The following is a 16,735-nucleotide window of genomic DNA, read 5'->3' on the forward strand; positions in this document are numbered from 1 at the left end:
TAATAAAGATGTCATTAGATTGATCAAGTTATCGCTTCGACTTTCGACACGGTATCCACTTTCAGCCGAAATTGCAGAATCCTTTCACTATTCGCACGCAGTATTTACTTGGCTTGCACGTTATTGACAACCGTTTTAGGCATCTAGGGTTGAATAGGCGGCGATTAAATGAAGAGGGAACCTACCTTCTCGATATTGCAGGGGTTAAACAAATAATGAACTTTACACAACAGGATACCGAAGCACTTTATCGGGTCTGGATGTCTCAAAAGGCAAAGATGCATATCACGCAAATGGAAGTGGCTAAACGTTTGAATTTGAGTCAACTTGAACTATCCAACCGCCTTAACGGAAATGTGCCACTAGATACCACTTTTATAGACCGATTTTGTAAGCTACTGCACATTGATCCAACTTACCACTTGCCATCTCTTCGCGGCTCAGTTGAGGCAGTGTCTAGCACTGATCGCCTTTATAATACGCGCCTCACAGTAGATGGCGACATCACTAACATTCGTGTCGATGGAAATCAAGTAACGATAGAGTACCGTATCTAACTGTTATTTCAGTGTTTCCACTACACTAATGTCCAGCCGTCTTCTGGCTGGAACAAGCACCGAAGGGGATCACTCCCCTTCAACCTGCTTAGTTAGAAACCTGAATTTGCATTATGGCTCACTAAGCAGCGCTACACATTCGTTGTATTTGGGTCGAGGTGTTTTCTTTTTCTTCACTACTACTTTCTCGGGCTTCGAAGCTTTTTTCGCGGGAATATACGGTTTCCAAGAAGCTAGCTCCGCACCACAGCCATCTCCGGGTGGAGGCGCATTTTGCGCTACGCATTGCTCATCCCCTTCTGGACAATGCAACCTTACGTGAAAATGGTAATAGTGCCCCCACCATGGCCGTACCTTTCGCAGCCAGTCTCGTTCTTTCCATGACACTTCGCACAACTGCTTTTTGATTAGAGGGTGAACGAAAATTCTCGCGACACGATCGTCAACCGCCGCAACCTGAATCAGTAATGAATGATTACTGGTCCATTTGTCCTTTTTGAAACGATACTTGTCGATGTCGACCACCGGATAGGGTTCTGGGTCTTGCAATTCTTGCTTTGAAAGTGGCTCATTAGGTAGTCGTAACCAGATATCGGCGTCCAGCCCAGTTTGATGACTGGCATGTCCTGATGTGAATCGCCCCCCTCGTGGCATGGCAATATCCCCCACCAGAAGTTGCCCCATGCCCAGCCGATCGACCTTGCTAGCTAGATCGGTTAGGTAGCGGATCATATCTTGATGCCCGTAATAACGGTTACGCTGAGCACGAATGACCTGATATCCAGTGCCATCTAGAGAGAGCTCTTCTCCCCCAGCTAAACATCCGTTGGCGTAGCTGCCAATTGATGAGGAAGCGCCTTTACTAGGAACCGTAATTTCATCCCAAGAACGGTCAAGCGCATAACTGCTGATTGGTATTAGTATCGACAGCAACAGTCCATATTTCATCATCATGTTCCCCTGCATTCCATATGAAACTAGAACAGACCACTAAAAGCATAGTGTGAACCCGATACGATTGCCTGCTCACATTCGAGAATAAAGTAAATGAGAGAAAAGAGTTGGCTCGTGATCTCAATCCGAGTAGTGGAGCGAATTTGATATACAGAAGTTGAAATGTTTCACAAATGTAAAGAAAAACAGCTTTATTGTGCTGGTTATTATTGAAGCCAAAAGAGTAACGCGCTAAAAATAAGGAACTCAATTGCCCTAATGACAATTGAGTAACTGTATAAGTCGTCATTCCTTTTTTGAGGCTGCCACCTTTTTCGGGAGTGACGACTTTGCTCTTCCTACCGATGAATCCCTTTAACTAAAACGCGCCACATAATCAATAACTCTGCTGCGATACTCTCGCTTCATGGACTCATCAATAAAACTTGCGTCAATGGCGTTAATTGTCAATTGCGCCAGTTCTTGGTAGGTCATATCGTGCGCTTCACTTACCGCTTTGAAATTGTCTGTCATATAACCACCAAAATAAGCTGGGTCGTCTGAGTTAATAGTAACCGCGACACCTTTGCGAAGTAGGCTCACAATATTGTGCTGCGACATATCATCAAATACACACAGCTTGATGTTTGATAGTGGGCAGACGGTTAACGGCATTTTCGTCTCAATAAGACGCGCAACGAGTTCGTCACTTTCCACACAGCGAACACCATGGTCAACCCGGCTTACGCCTAATAGCTCTATGGCATCAACGATGTTCTGAGCAGGCCCCTCTTCTCCAGCATGAGCAACAGTCAAAAAGCCATGTTCTTTAGCCATTTTAAACACACGTGCGAACTTCTCTGGTGGATGGCCTTGCTCAGAAGAATCCAACCCCACCCCTACAATCAGATCTTTGTGTGGCAAAGCTTGTTTGAGCGTCTCGATGGCAGAATCTTCAGAAAGATGCCTTAAAAAGCACATAATGATTTGTGAGGTAATACCCAGTGTCGTTTCACCGTCTTGCAGTGCACGGTGAATACCTTTAATCACCGTCTCAAAGGCTATCCCTCTCTCTGTATGTGTTTGAGGATCAAAGAAGATCTCGGTATGAATAACATTATCTGCTTTACAGCGCTCCAAATAGGCCCATGTTAAGTCGTAAAAATCTTGCTCGCTAATAAGAGCATTCGCACCTTGATAATAGATATCGAGAAACGACTGCAAATCTTCAAAGTCGTAGGCCGTGCGCAGTGCTTCAGGTGAGGCATAAGGAAGTGAGATACCATTTCGTTGTGCTAGTTTAAACAGAAGCTCTGGCTCTAATGACCCTTCGATATGGAGGTGCAACTCTACTTTGGGAAGATCTTGAATAAATGCGTTCATATTCCACCTATTATGATTGTTGTGGGTGCACTTACTCTAAGTATAGGAATAATTTGAGGTAATTTTCGAACGCCAATACAAAGAGCAAGACACTAATGTGATCTTGACTCTTCGTAATCAGCACTTTGCGGGAGCTGGTAGAGACCCCCAAACCATATCATTGGGGTTATACGAAGCAAACGATTGGTATTGTACACGACCGTCACTTACGTTCAATAGTCGCGACGGACAAACAAAAACGGTGTCACATTGGACACCGTTTTTCATCAACTTGTTACCATTGAGCTTAGTCTTCAAAGCTGCCCGTTGTTGCCAGTTCTTTGAACCACAAACCGTGTTTTTTCGGAATTCGGTCACCCGTTTCTAAATCCAAACGATAGAAGCCATATCGACGCTTAAACGAGTTTAACCAAGACCAGTTATCGATGAATGTCCACTGATGAACACCAAAACAGTTTGAACCTTCTTGGATTGCTCTGTGCAGCTGAACTAAGTGCTCTTTCATCAACCCTGTGCGGAATGAATCGTCAATCAGTCCATCCTCACCCGGTTCACCTTCTGACTCGACGTCCATAGCAATACCGATTTCAGCTAAATACCATGGGATATTACCGTAGTTTTCCTGAATATTTTTAGCAATATCATAAACGGCAGTTGGTAAAATCTCGTTATTATCACGATAAGGATTGAATCGGCCTTCTGGATTCACATAGTTCTCAAAATAAACTTCTGGCGTAAAGTAATCCAAGTCATAGCTCGCTTCACGTGCTTTCACGCGACGTGGAACGTAGTAGTTCACACCTAAGAACTCAACTTTTGCTGACGTGATCTGTTCTATCTCTTCCGGCGTCGTTTTCGGTGTGACGCCCTGTTCCGCCAGAACTTCACAAAGCTCTTTCGGAATCTCATTTTTAACCATAGGGTCAAGGAAACTGCGGTTAAACAGTAGGTCGGCATACCATGCCGCTTTCTTGTCTTCTTCGCTGTCATTGCGCGTATAGGACGGCGTCAGGTTAAGCACGATACCAATCTTTGAGCTCTTAAGTTCCAGCGCATTGAAGCGATGAACTGCTTTTGCATGAGCAAGAATGATATTAAACGCGACTTGCACCGCCAACTTGCCATCTTTCTTACATGGATAATGGAAGTCATACAGATAGCCGCCTTCTACCGGAACAATAGGCTCATTAAACGTGATCCAGTACTTCACTTTATGACCGAACAGTTTGAACGCTGTCTCGGCATAATCGGCAAACATATCGACCACTTTTTTCGATTCAAAACCACCGAATTTCTCTTGCAGCTCAGCAGGCATATCGAAGTGATATAGGTTCATCATTGGCTCGATGCCATTAGCGATCATTTCATCTAAGTAGTTGTTATAAAATGCCACTGCGTCCTGACATACTTCGCCCGTTTCATAATCTTTGATCAGTCGAGACCACTGAATAGAAGTTCGGAACGAGTTAAAACCAACCTTCTTCATGTTCTGAACATCTTCTTGGTATCTGTGATACGTATCCGTCACAGTCTCTGAGCTAATTCCACGGTAAAAACGCTCAGGGCTCTTTTGGTGCCAAAGATCCCAAATAGAGTCGTTTGCTTTATTGGTAGAGCCTTCTGTCTGAATGCCAGACGCAGCTGCGCCCCACATAAAGTTCTGTGGAAAAGTGTACTTAGTCATGTTGCTAACCTTGTGTATTCAAAAAATGTTTCAATGCCCCAATCAAATTGGCATCGTTGCCAAATTGGGTCAATTTTGGATTTGGACGGACTTTCGCTATAGGGTGTTGCGCCAATATGGCATCCAGCTTTTGATTAAGCTTGTCGATCAAACCCGAACTACGACTGATAGCACCGCCTAAAAGGATGTATTGCGGATCTACTGAGTATTGGACATTGATAAGTACGGTTGCCAAGTCAAAATACCATTGCTCAACGGCAGCGATAACTGCCTCATCACCTTGTTCGTAAAGCTCAAAAACTATAAGGCCATCTAACTCTTTTGGTGATATCTCTTTAGCGCGAGCGGTTTGTTCAATGATGCCCCGCGTTGAGGCCAAATCAGAGTATGTTAATGGTTTCCCTTGTTCAAAACGCAAAATGCTATAGCCGAACTCTCCACCATGAAGATGATGTCCTTTTAGGATATGACCTGATTTGACAATGGCGCCGCCGACACCAGAGCCTAGTACCAATAAACAAAAGTCGTTTGACTCACTGGCTGCGCCTAACCAATCTTCTGCTAGTGCAGCGCAACAACCATCATTCTCAAGCTCTGTCGGTAGTCCAAAGCGTTCTTGGTATAGCGACTTAACATCAAAACCATGGATGTAATCGAGTGCACTTGAGCCTTCGATCACACCCGTTTCAACGTTCACAGCGCCACAAGTGCTAACAGCTATACCTGCTATCGCGTAATCGTGTTTCAGCTGTTCCAACTTCGGAGCTAAAGAGTCTAACCAAGCGTTATAAGACGCTACTTGGCTTGGCAAAGAGAAGCTTTCGAAAATCTTTGCTTCCTGATTCATTACCGCACACTTTACCGATGTGCCTCCAAAATCTAAGACCAGATAGTAACGTTCAGTCATCGACGTATTTTTCCTGTCAGACTATGATAAAGAGTGTAAGAACGCAGCGCCGCGTACACCGGAAGAGTCACCATGAACACTCTTCACTACCTTGGTTTTTACCGATTTAGTAAACGTATACTGAGATAGCTTATCTTGGACCAGAGGATAGATTTCATCGACATTAGACATTCCACCGCCTAGTACTATTACCTCGGGATCAACAAAATTCACCACGTTAGCGAGTGTCCTTGCTAACTGGTCACAGTAGAGCTCCAAGTGCGCAATGGCTCTGCTATCACCCGATGCATGTAACGCCATGATTTGCTTCGAATCTGCTGGCGAATACTTTTCTGAGAAGGTGCGACCAAACCCAGTACCGGAAACAAACGACTCAGCACAGTTCATCGACCCGCAATAACATTTAACCGGTTGACCATCAATTTCTGGACTGTAGTTAGGCAGTGGATTATGGCCGATTTCGCCACCTAATCGATTTAGCCCCGTGACAATGCCGTTATTGATAATAACGCCTGAACCGCAGCCAGTACCTATGATTACGGCAACACAAGAGTGCTTGGCCTCCTTGGCAGCCCCATCCTTAAACTCCGATAGCGCCAAACAGTCAGCGTCATTAGCAATGGCAACTGGTACATCGATTTGTCTTTGAATGTCACCGATAAAGTCATGGCCGTTTAGCACAGTGACATTCGCGCCTTGCATTAGCCCGTCATTACCGACTGAGCCACAACATCCAATACCAATAGATTCTATTTCACCCTTCTCTGATACTGTGTTAATTACTGACATCACGGAAGCGAGAAAGCCTTCATACGAACCAGTCTCTGTCGGTTCACGATGCTTCACAATGGTTTGATAACTAGCAGAATCGAGTGCAACACCTTCAATTTTAGTGCCGCCAATGTCCAGTCCTACGATCATGATGGATTCTCTCTAAAGTAGATTGCGCCGAATTAAACCCAGCGATTTACTTTACTTAATCAAATTTCATTGCGGATCTAAAGCACGTGTCTGTTAAAACCTCGGCGTCGTCACAAAAACTATATACTTTTCATTTTTAAAACTATATAGATATTACCAAGACATACTCATTCGAAGTTATTGAACGACTCTTTCATTTTTTCCCCCTCTAGATTGTTTCATTACCCGCCTATAGTTGATATCAACAAAGGAGGTCAGCGATGACACTGGTTAGAACAATTGAACAAGTCATTCCATCTCATGCCACATCAGATGGTGATGGTGTAAAAATTCGCCGAGTACACGGCTTCGATAATGCGGCATTTTCACCGTTTTTAATGATCGATGAGCTTAAGTCCGATGACAAAAAAGACTATGTGGGCGGCTTTCCTCCGCATCCACATAGAGGTATAGAAACGCTAACCTATATGATGAAAGGTCACTTTCAGCATAAAGATCACATGGGCAACGTAGGCGAATTACGCTCAGGCGGAGCACAATGGATGGCAGCAGGTCGAGGTGTTATCCATAGTGAAATGCCAATCATGGAGGAAGGTGACCTACACGGATTTCAAATTTGGATCAATCAGCCAGCCAAAAATAAAATGACACCGGCGCAATACCATGACTTTCAACCAGAGACCATTACTGAATATGAACAACAAGGGAGTGGCTTAATTCGTCTACTCTCCGGTGAAATCAGGGTAAATGGCTCCCTACTCGCTGGGCCACTGACGAAAACTGGAGTCCCTGCAACAGTGGCGGACTGGCGCAGCAATCGAGGAGATTCGGTAAGACTAAACGTCCCTTCAGAACACAATATGATGCTTTACGTTTACAAAGGAGCTGTGAGTGTTGCGGATAAAAGTTTGAAAGAAGGCGAACTTGCACTAGTTTCAAAAGGAGAAGCAATGGAGATGACAGCGAGTTCCGAGTCCGGGGTATTAGTCTTTGTTGGTGAGCCAATAAATGAACCCGTCGTTCACTACGGACCTTTTGTCATGAATAGCATGCAAGAGATTCAACAGGCGATTAATGATTATAATTCAGGCGTATTCGATACTTACTAACCAATCCGAGTTGAAGATTTTAATTTGACACCCCAATCCACTGCCTGTGTGTCACGCATCGACGAGATCGTCGATGCGTTCTTTTTTCTGACGCATTTTAATATCGAGCCAGACGCAGCGATACTGGTGCTTTACATTGTAAATCTCTATAGATATTCACACAGGTATGCAGTCGCTTGTTCCACTTTTAGATCAAAGCTAGAGTCACCAGCCACATTAAAATGTTCACCCGACGAATACCTCTTCCATTCTTCTTCTCCAGCAAGGCGCACTGTTAACGCTCCTTTCACTACCGTCATTTTTTCAGGGGCAGCCGTCCCAAACGTGTATTCACCTGCAGCCATCACACCAACACTGCTGTCGCCATCTGCTTGGGTAAAACCCAGTGATTTCACAGAGCCTTCGAAATAGGTGTTTTCTTTAATCATCTTTTTTGACTTCCTTGTTAGTTAATCATCGTAAAAGCATGGTTTTACCTCACAAATTGCCGTAAAACAAGAGAATGATCAATTGCTAAGATCAATTGGTATAAACGAGTAACATGATTTAACAAGGTTTTGATATGTCGGACAAAGCAACTCGAGTACCCACTCATCGCATAAGTCGCTTAGGCAAGTTGGCGTCTTTGGCCACACGTGTGACGGGAGCAATGGTGACGGAAGGCGCAAAACAATTAGCTCAAGGCAAGCGCCCTGTCGCAAAGGATTTATTGCTCACCCCTGGCAATATCAAGCGAGTGGCCGACCAACTAGCGCATTTGCGAGGAGCAGCAATGAAAGTAGGACAGCTCATGTCTATGGACGCAGGCGACCTCATTAGCCCTGAGCTTGCAGAAATTCTTGCTCGCTTACGATCCGACGCTTCCCCGATGCCCGCCAAGCAACTCGCAGCTGTGCTAACTCAAGAGCTAGGGAGCGACTGGAAACATAATTTTGTTGAGTTTAATTTTAAACCTATAGCCAGTGCCTCTATAGGCCAAGTTCATCAGGCTCACTCTGATGATGGCACTAAATTGGCTATCAAGGTTCAATATCCAGGCATCAAAAAGAGCATCGATAGTGATGTCGACAACGTAGGTACTCTGCTCAATGTCGTCGGTTTGATCCCGAAAGGCGTCGATTATCGTGGCTTACTTGAAGAAGCAAAAAAGCAGCTTCATGCTGAAGCAGACTATCTTCTGGAAGCTGAGCTTCTAGAGCGCTATCGCGACTATCTAGGTGACGACCCAGATTTTATCTTACCCACAGTGCAAAGAAACCTCACCACTGATAATGTACTGGCGATGACTCATGTATCAGGCATGCCCATCGAGTCTCTTATCAATGCAGACCAAAACACTCGAGACCGAGCAATGCGGCTACTGTTGCAATTGCTTTTCAAAGAGATATTTGAATTTAAATTGGTCCAAACTGACCCAAACTTTGCCAACTTTCTGTTTAATTCGGAGCAACGAAAAATCGTATTACTCGATTTTGGAGCTACTCGAAGCTACAGCGACAATATCAGCAACGGATATCGCCATGCGTTCAGTGCGATTTTAGATACCGATACAAAACGACTGGACGCTGCGTTGCAGCAGATTGGTTTCTTCAATCAAGACATTCTTCCAGAGCAGAAAAGTGCAATCTTTGACCTCGTCACCTTAGCTTGTGAACCGTTAATGACATCTGGCCTCTATGATTTTGGTTCTAGTAATTTAGCGCAGCGCTTGAGTCAAGCTGGTACAGTGCTTAGCATGGAAAGAGACTACTGGCACACACCGCCTGCTGATGCTCTATTTTTGCACCGTAAAATTGGTGGACTCTATCTGTTAGCGGCCAGATTAAAAGCAAAGGTAGACGTGCAAGACTTGTTTACGCCTTACATTCTCACCCAGCCTTAAAGTGCCAACTCACAAACAACAATGTGTTACAAACAATCGATACATTTATAAAACGACGCGTTTTATTCTTAAGTAATCGTCACAATTGCCGATACCATTTGAAAGCCCACAAGGAAGTGCTTGAATGACAAAACTAGGCAGGACATCCAGCAACAATGACTCGTTAGTATTAATTGTCATTTTGGTGATTTCGATTATGCTGGCATCTGCTTTGGGGTATGCTTTCTACACTAGCCATCAAAATCATATCTCGCCTAGCCGCGTGTATGGTAATTGGATAGAAATCGGAGCTCCCAAACAAAGCACCGAAATTTTGACCTTTACGGATTATGGAGCTTTGCGTAACCACAGATTGATAGCAACTTCTTTCGAATTTGATGGACGAGTCGTCAAGTTGAAAACAGGCAGTGGTTTATGGGTTTATGAACGAGTGGGCACTCCTAGGTCACCGCAGTTACGCAGAATCTCCCCTGCTCTACCCCCACAACGATTCATTTTTGAAGGCTATGAACACACAGTACCGATGGATGGCTATAACCCAGGGCAAAATCGACGTTCAGCGCTTAGGGAACATTTCTCCACTAAATAGCCCTTCGGCATCAGGTTCGGTAAACCTTTTTCTCCTAAACTACCTAAGCCTGTGAAAAACAATGTCTTTGCATTACATTATGACAGAACCCTGAATTACAACGCTTGATAGTTTACTATGATAGCGCCATTTACAATTGACCCAGCCTATAATATGAAGTTCACATCCATAAAAGAATCTAAGATTGCAGGCATGCTCTGTCTTGCAGCATTTGCTTCCCTAACATTCATCATTTCGCTGGTGTTTTTTCCTAGTCATCTAACATCCATTGTTACAGAGGCAATTGGAGCGCTGATGCAAAACCTTACCTATTCTGCCGGGCATCAAGGTTTTCTGATTTCATTGGCTATCTTCATGGGACTTATTGCGTGGCATCGTCGTCAAGCGACTAACAATCTACACCTATTGATTCAGTTGGGATTACTGCTTGTTCTGAGTTTCGGAGCAAAAACCTTCCTTAAAGAATTTACTCAAAGCCCGCGACCTTACACGGAAACACTCGCTGAGCTTCATGTCATCGACTCACCACAGAGCTTCTACAATCTCACCGTTGATGAGAAAAATGACAGGATTCATCAAGTGGAAGAACAGGTTAGTGAATGGCGTACTAAGCACTGGATTGGAGAGACTGACTATTCGTTTCCATCAGGTCATACTATTTTCGTTTCTGTATGTGTGCTGTTTTTTGGGGGGCTTTTCGCAAGCCAAGGCCGTTATGTACTCGCTTCATCGGTCATAGTATGGGGCGTAGGCGTGGCAGCAAGCCGTTTGTGGTTAGGTATGCATAGACCTGTCGACCTTTTTGCTTCGATGTTCTTTGGGCTTATCCTCTATATCATCATACCTTCTCACTACCCCATACTCGACAAGGTGCTGTTCAAGATCAAAAATCGCTAGAGACTGCAATAAATTTCCATTATTATCGAAATACTGATTTTGGAGAGTGTTGTATGCAAATAGAAGTCGCTGCGAAAGCCCTAAAAGAACTTGGCCATGTTACTCGCTTGGCGATATACAGACAGGTTGTGAGAGCTGGACACAAAGGGACGCCTGTCGGTGAGATTCAAGATCGATTGAATATCCCAGGGTCTACGTTGTCACACCATATCTCAAGCCTAGCATCGGCAAACCTTATTCAACAGCGCCGAGAAGGAAGAACGTTATATTGCGTTGCCAACTATGAACACTTAGAAGGTGTGATTAGCTTCTTACAAGATGAATGTTGTATCGACGAATCTTGCTAAACCCTAACTCAAGGCCTTACGTTTACGTAAGGCCTTTCTTCTTATAATTAAGACTTCGCATCATTAGTCCTGACTTTACTTAGCGGTAATCCCCTTAGGTTCGTACAGTTTTACTACTACCACAGGGAGATGTGTCCATGCGAGCCTCAAAAGTGGCCGATTATTCCGGTCGAACACTTCTTATTCTGTTTATGGTGATAACGTTCAGTATCACTGCGATTGCTGTGTTATTAGTGGTCGATCATGAAGCAGAGAAAACCATTGCTAAACTTCAGTCCAATAGTGCAAAGACTGAAATCCAAGCGGCTAAGAACTTTATGGATCAGTTTTTTATCGCGACCGATATGCATATATCTCACCTAGTTGAAGAACCTGCCATTATCGCTGCAGTTAGCGGTGACGAATATCTAGGTGACCACCAGCATCACTCTCATAATGGCCATTCTCATGGCACTAACACGACTCCGACTGGACCAGATGTATTCAAGCACCTCCATCAATTTCATCTCTCCAATGTTGAAGTAAAATTCTGTTTGTTTAACTCATCAGGAAGTGTTGTTTTTAACACACTTCCTCAAGAAGGACCGATTGAACAGCGACTAAAACTGCTAGAGGTTATCAAGTCTAATGCAACTAGAGAAACGGTTTACCTGCTGAAAGAACACAACAATCAGAAAATCATTAAGTTCTATAAGCCTATTTACGTTGACACCCAACTTCGAGGCGTTGTAGTAGGGGCGTTTCCGTACTTCAACGAAAGCTTTTTCAGTAAGCTAAGTAGTAACAACTCCCGTTGGTTTTCTTTGACACAACCCGGTTCTAATTGGCTAGAGACACCACCAGAGGGGAATTGGAAAACGGAGAGTATTCGGTTAGCGAAGTCCAATATCTCGTTAGTCTTTGGGATTAATAATGCAGCATCAGATTTACAGCGAGACGAACTACTTAGTAGCCTTGCTATTGCATTAGTCATAGCCCTTTTTACCAGTTCAATTATTGTCTACATGTTCGGACGTAGGATGATAATTAATCCGTTCCAAAAGCTTGAGCAATCTCGAGCGAAGTTAACACAGCAGACTGAATTACTAGCAATAAAAGAACGCGAGGCAAGACGTTTAGCCAACGTTGTTAAACACACGCGTGACGCGGTGTTGATTACCGATAAGCAAGGTCGTATCGAATGGGTTAACCAAGCTTTTGAAACCATGACGGGGTTCATAAAGGAAGAAATTATAGGCATAAAACCCGGCACTCTTTTACAAGGTGAAGGTTCAAATACAGAAGCCATCGAGCAATTAAGAAAAGCGGTGCAAACTCACCGACCGACTAGAGTGGAGATCCTTAATTTCTCAAGAACAAAGCAACCTTACTGGGTCGATATAGAGCTTTCGCCAGTATTTGACTCTCAAGGAGAGCTAGATAAGTTTATTGCGGTCGAACGCGACATCACCGCCACCAAACAGCTGCAAGAAAAGCTCGAAAATGCCGTCGTGGCCGCTGACTCGGCAAATATCGCCAAAACGCAGTTTCTCGCCACAATGAGTCATGAAATTCGTACGCCAATGAATGGAGTACTAGGCATGGTGCAAGTTATGCTGTCAGAGACAAATGATCAGCAACAAAAGGAAAATTTGTCACTTATTCTGGAGTCCGGCAATCACTTGATATCCATACTTAACGATATTCTAGATCTCACCAAAGTGGAACAAAACAAAATCGAGCTAGAAAACCGTCCTTTCACTATCGAACAAATAATTGCCCCATTACGTTCTACTTATCAAGCCGTATGCCAGGAGAAAGGAATTGACCTCAATATTGATTGCCATGTTGACTCTAAGATAACGTATCTTGGAGACCGTAGTCGCGTAAGACAGGTTTTATACAATTTACTTAACAATGCCATCAAATTTACCGAGCAAGGAGGAATAACTGTCAAAGTCACTCACAATGTTTCCCACCCTTCACTATTACACTTTTCCGTGCAAGATAGCGGCATCGGAATTGAGCCAAATGCGCTAGAGAGAATTTTCGAACCCTTTGTCCAAGCTGATGCTTCCACGACTCGACGATATGGTGGTACAGGACTCGGCCTAGCGATTGTTAAACAACTTATAGAGAAGATGGGCGGCACGATCCATGCGACCAGCAAAGTTGGTCAAGGAACGCGGTTTGACTTCCAGTTTGAACTTCCAATAACGTATGGTGAGCGCATTACATTAGTAGGCCACAAGGCACACCAAAGCCCCCCTCTCACAACGCAAAATATTCTCATTGTTGAAGACAATCATGTTAATGCTCTTGTCGCCCGTAAGTTGTTAGAGTCAGAAGGACATACAACCAGCACCGTCACCAATGGTGCGATGGCATTGGAGGCGCTAAGTGAAAACAAATATGACCTTGTATTGATGGACAACCATATGCCAGTTATGGACGGTGTAGAAGCCTGTTCACGTATTCGAAGACAATTTGGAACTGATTTACTAATCTTTGGATGGACTGCTGATGTTTTCGCTGATTCAAAACAGGCGTTTATCGACGCTGGTGCTAATTGTGTTCTGCACAAACCACTTAAGAAAGACGAACTGTTTGATGCCATTATGCAATTTTCTGATACTCAAGAGCATAATCGCTATAAAGAATAACCGCGACAGATTGTAAATTGGACGAGTCTGAATGTTATGTAACGCCAGATATTCATTGATATAGGCTAATAGCAAAGGACTCATTCTATCAATAATCCACATATAGCATGACATTCTGTCCTATTTATTACCTTTCAATATAAAAACAATATTATCAACAGGTGCATTTACCTCTCAAATCATGTGGTTATATTCACCTATAGAAAATTTAATTTGCATCACAAATATAACTCACCATTGGCTAAAAATAACGCAACTAGCACGTAAGGCATTATATTTAATGAGAAATATATCTATTAGTTCGTTAAGATGCATCTAAATAATATTAATAACCTGCTTTCATTCGTCAGCCAAATGGAATTTGGTCTAATTATAAGTTGGAGAGGAAACCTTCAGTGAAACTGAACAATCTGTCTATTCGTACTAAGCTGCAAGCTATTGTCATCTTCGCAGTTTTAATTCTATTTTCTCTTGGTACATTTAATCTATTAATACAAAAAGATGCGAGCTACGAGCAAAGAAAAGAGCAAGTCCGTTCAAATGTGCAAATCACCTACGAGATTGCGAAACATTATCAAAAACTCGAATCTACGCTTGGCAAACAAGCTGCACAACAAGCTGCGATAGATGCAATTAGCCAAATTAGATACGACGGCAGTAACTATTTCTGGATAGCGAGTGCTTCTAATACAATTGTAATGCACCCTACTCAGCCACAGCTTAACGGCACTAGTACAAACACCTTAACAGATTCCAGAGGAAATCATTTTTGGCAAGAAATGTCATCCATTGCTAAAACCACAGGCAGTGGTTTTCTTACCTACTACTGGCTAGGTCCGGATGGTGAGGAGTCCGAAAAGATTTCATTCGTAAACTATATCCCGGAATGGGACTGGATTATTGGTTCAGGCGTCCAAACCTCTGATATTGATAAAGCGTTTCAGAGCCAACTTATAAAAGAGCTTATCGTAGACTCCGTAGCAGCACTTGTACTTATCGTCATTTGTTTGGTTGTTGCACGCAATATCATCAAACCCATTGAATCACTTGTAACGCAGGTTCATAAAGTCGCAGATGGCGATCTCACGGTCGATATGAAAACAGAACGACGCGACGAAATTGGTTATTTGAGTAACGAACTGAGTCGAATGATGGACAAACTCAAAGAGACCATTAGTGCTGCCAAACGTTCAGCGGACTACTCTGGTCAATTATCCAGTAGCATTGCAGCAGCAAGTGAAGAGACGTCAACGAGTATAGACTCACAAAGCCAACAACTTGAGCAACTTGCTACCGCGATGAATGAAATGTCATCAACCATTCAAGATATCGCGGGTAACTCTGAAAGAACATCAGCGACCACAGAGGAAAGCAAAGACTTTGCTGCTCAAGGTAGCCGAAGCATGGGGTATACACTTAACAACATAGCTGGTATCTCCGATGACATCTCCAGTACCTACCAGTTAATGGAAGCGTTGAAACAAGGCGTCAATGATATTAGCAATGTCGTCAATGTTATTCATGAGGTCTCGGAGCAAACCAATTTACTCGCGCTTAACGCAGCGATTGAAGCAGCACGAGCTGGTGAACAAGGGCGCGGCTTTGCTGTGGTGGCAGACGAAGTCAGAAACTTGGCAAGCAGAACCCAAGAGTCAACAGCTCAAGTACAAACTACCATCGACAAACTCAATGAACGTACCGAAAGCGTGCTGTCTGTTATGGCTTCAAACCAAACTAAAGTGACAGAGAGCGTGGATCTTGCTTCGCAAACTCAAGACAAACTTGATACTGCTGTCGCTAAGCTCAACGATACTTATGACATGGTGGCACAAATTGCGGCAGCAGCAGAACAGCAAGGAACGGTTGCAAATGAAGTGAATGAAAATGTCAGCATCGTGCATATGTCGATTAGCGAAATACGTCAGGCGAGTCAGAGCCTTGCGGAGCAATCTCAATCTATGGCAGCAGCATCTGACGAGCTGAATCACAAACTCTCTTACTTCCGGGTCTAAAACCCAAAAAACGCTCCATCTAAGATGGAGCGTTTTTCATTATCAATTGTTAAGCTCAGTTATTTTTGGTTATACACCATGATAAAAGTGATGGGCACTGACGTGGCTATTGACGGCAATCCTGCCACCTCACGTAACTTTTCAATGCCAGCTTCTAGTCCAAAATCTGATGCTTGCACAATCACAGGATCCGTCGAGACAATGGCGATCTTGTTTTCAGTCAATCGCATCACCGTTAGTTTGGCTGCGTAAGTTTTCTGCACGCCATGTAGATCCAAAGTAAGATCATTAACAACTGAGTACACTCCACCAATTTGGCTATTGTCCAGTTGACTCATATCGACCACAGTGGTGATCGTCGCTTTGGCAAACTCTGCGACATTAAACAACATCGTTTGCATGCGTTCGTTACGAATAGGAATATTGGTCTCAACACTGGATAGGTCAATGACTACCGTAGCTTTACCATCATCGCTGATTGTCCCCGTCATTGAGGAAAAGTGATGCACTTCACTTACACTGTTTTTCTTGGTCGACACAAATTTTAATGACGAGTTATTGCCATCTAACATCCATTCGGCCTGCACTGGAAGCACGACTATGAAGGCCAACAACATGGTTACCATTCTGACTATCATTTTTTTCTCCTAACTGATCACTGACCTAGTTAGGTTTAGTCTAACCTACCAAAAAACGCCATTTTGCTCACCGCTAGCCTAGATAATCGACACAATCTGTCACTGTCCCATCGCTTTCACTATTCCCATAATGGTTCTCACATTGCGAACATCGTAAGAATTAATTCTATTGTATTGAAATATATAGAATTATTACTAGGCATCGAATTTGCTTACCTGTGAAGAACTCGCCTT

The 16,735-nt window shown here is 43.6% G+C and carries 15 protein-coding genes and 1 riboswitch; of the genes, 8 read left to right on the forward strand and 7 right to left on the reverse strand.

The annotated features are described in order from the left end of the window. The first annotated feature begins 215 nt into the window (after positions 1 to 215). Complete coding sequence (locus tag OH456_RS09460; protein ID WP_124941341.1) at positions 216 to 557, forward strand: helix-turn-helix domain-containing protein; 342 nt, start codon at positions 216 to 218, stop codon at positions 555 to 557. Between the two features lie 111 nt (positions 558 to 668). On the opposite strand, the gene mepA is transcribed toward OH456_RS09460, so the two are convergent. The 5 genes from mepA to OH456_RS09485 form a co-directional block, all read right to left on the reverse strand. Continuing rightward, the gene (gene mepA / locus OH456_RS09465; protein WP_270033528.1) at positions 669 to 1,505 is read right to left on the reverse strand and encodes a penicillin-insensitive murein endopeptidase; all 837 of its coding nucleotides are present in this window, start codon (positions 1,503 to 1,505) and stop codon (positions 669 to 671) included. Positions 1,506 to 1,865: 360 nt separating this feature from the next. Next, complete coding sequence (locus OH456_RS09470; protein WP_270033338.1) at positions 1,866 to 2,873, reverse strand: adenosine deaminase; 1,008 nt, start codon at positions 2,871 to 2,873, stop codon at positions 1,866 to 1,868. Positions 2,874 to 2,967: 94 nt separating this feature from the next. Then, a riboswitch (purine riboswitch) is annotated at positions 2,968 to 3,067 on the reverse strand. A 92-nt stretch (positions 3,068 to 3,159) separates the two neighbouring features. Beyond that, positions 3,160 to 4,557, reverse strand: a complete 1,398-nt coding sequence (locus tag OH456_RS09475) for a glycoside hydrolase family 1 protein (RefSeq protein WP_270033339.1) — start codon at positions 4,555 to 4,557, stop codon at positions 3,160 to 3,162. A 4-nt stretch (positions 4,558 to 4,561) separates the two neighbouring features. Continuing rightward, positions 4,562 to 5,464 carry an ROK family protein gene (locus tag OH456_RS09480; protein WP_270033340.1) on the reverse strand — a complete coding sequence of 301 codons (903 nt, stop codon included), beginning with the start codon at positions 5,462 to 5,464 and terminating at the stop codon, positions 4,562 to 4,564. Positions 5,465 to 5,485: 21 nt separating this feature from the next. Further along, positions 5,486 to 6,385: an ROK family protein gene (locus tag OH456_RS09485; protein WP_270033341.1), complete on the reverse strand. Its 900-nt coding sequence runs from the start codon at positions 6,383 to 6,385 to the stop codon at positions 5,486 to 5,488. A gap of 260 nt (positions 6,386 to 6,645) precedes the next feature. Between OH456_RS09485 and OH456_RS09490 the strand changes: the two genes are divergently transcribed. Next, positions 6,646 to 7,494, forward strand: a complete 849-nt coding sequence (locus OH456_RS09490; RefSeq protein WP_006074623.1) for a pirin family protein — start codon at positions 6,646 to 6,648, stop codon at positions 7,492 to 7,494. A 146-nt stretch (positions 7,495 to 7,640) separates the two neighbouring features. Here OH456_RS09490 and ppnP read toward each other — a convergent pair whose 3' ends face one another. Beyond that, positions 7,641 to 7,922, reverse strand: a complete 282-nt coding sequence (gene ppnP / locus OH456_RS09495) for a pyrimidine/purine nucleoside phosphorylase (RefSeq protein WP_270033342.1) — start codon at positions 7,920 to 7,922, stop codon at positions 7,641 to 7,643. 134 nt (positions 7,923 to 8,056) lie between these two features. Here ppnP and OH456_RS09500 point away from each other — a divergent pair, with 134 nt between their 5' ends. From OH456_RS09500 to OH456_RS09525, 6 genes are all read left to right on the forward strand, one after another. Then, positions 8,057 to 9,376: an ABC1 kinase family protein gene (locus tag OH456_RS09500; protein WP_270033343.1), complete on the forward strand. Its 1,320-nt coding sequence runs from the start codon at positions 8,057 to 8,059 to the stop codon at positions 9,374 to 9,376. A 196-nt stretch (positions 9,377 to 9,572) separates the two neighbouring features. Next, positions 9,573 to 9,965 carry a DUF2850 domain-containing protein gene (locus OH456_RS09505; protein WP_050798655.1) on the forward strand — a complete coding sequence of 131 codons (393 nt, stop codon included), beginning with the start codon at positions 9,573 to 9,575 and terminating at the stop codon, positions 9,963 to 9,965. Positions 9,966 to 10,118: 153 nt separating this feature from the next. After that, the gene (locus OH456_RS09510; protein ID WP_051647162.1) at positions 10,119 to 10,862 is read left to right on the forward strand and encodes a phosphatase PAP2 family protein; all 744 of its coding nucleotides are present in this window, start codon (positions 10,119 to 10,121) and stop codon (positions 10,860 to 10,862) included. Between the two features lie 53 nt (positions 10,863 to 10,915). After that, complete coding sequence (locus tag OH456_RS09515; RefSeq protein WP_006074618.1) at positions 10,916 to 11,209, forward strand: ArsR/SmtB family transcription factor; 294 nt, start codon at positions 10,916 to 10,918, stop codon at positions 11,207 to 11,209. A 137-nt stretch (positions 11,210 to 11,346) separates the two neighbouring features. Continuing rightward, a complete protein-coding gene (locus tag OH456_RS09520; protein ID WP_270033344.1) occupies positions 11,347 to 13,851 on the forward strand; it encodes a PAS domain-containing hybrid sensor histidine kinase/response regulator in 2,505 nt (834 codons plus the stop codon). Positions 13,852 to 14,246: 395 nt separating this feature from the next. Further along, the gene (locus tag OH456_RS09525; RefSeq protein ID WP_270033345.1) at positions 14,247 to 15,863 is read left to right on the forward strand and encodes a methyl-accepting chemotaxis protein; all 1,617 of its coding nucleotides are present in this window, start codon (positions 14,247 to 14,249) and stop codon (positions 15,861 to 15,863) included. Between the two features lie 59 nt (positions 15,864 to 15,922). Here OH456_RS09525 and OH456_RS09530 read toward each other — a convergent pair whose 3' ends face one another. Further along, positions 15,923 to 16,501 (reverse strand): YceI family protein, encoded by a 579-nt coding sequence (locus OH456_RS09530; RefSeq protein WP_270033346.1) that lies wholly within the window; start codon positions 16,499 to 16,501, stop codon positions 15,923 to 15,925. Between the last annotated feature and the right edge of the window lie 234 nt (positions 16,502 to 16,735).

Source organism: Vibrio sp. La 4.2.2, from assembly GCF_027586995.1.
Classification (GTDB): Bacteria; Pseudomonadota; Gammaproteobacteria; order Enterobacterales; family Vibrionaceae; genus Vibrio; species Vibrio mediterranei.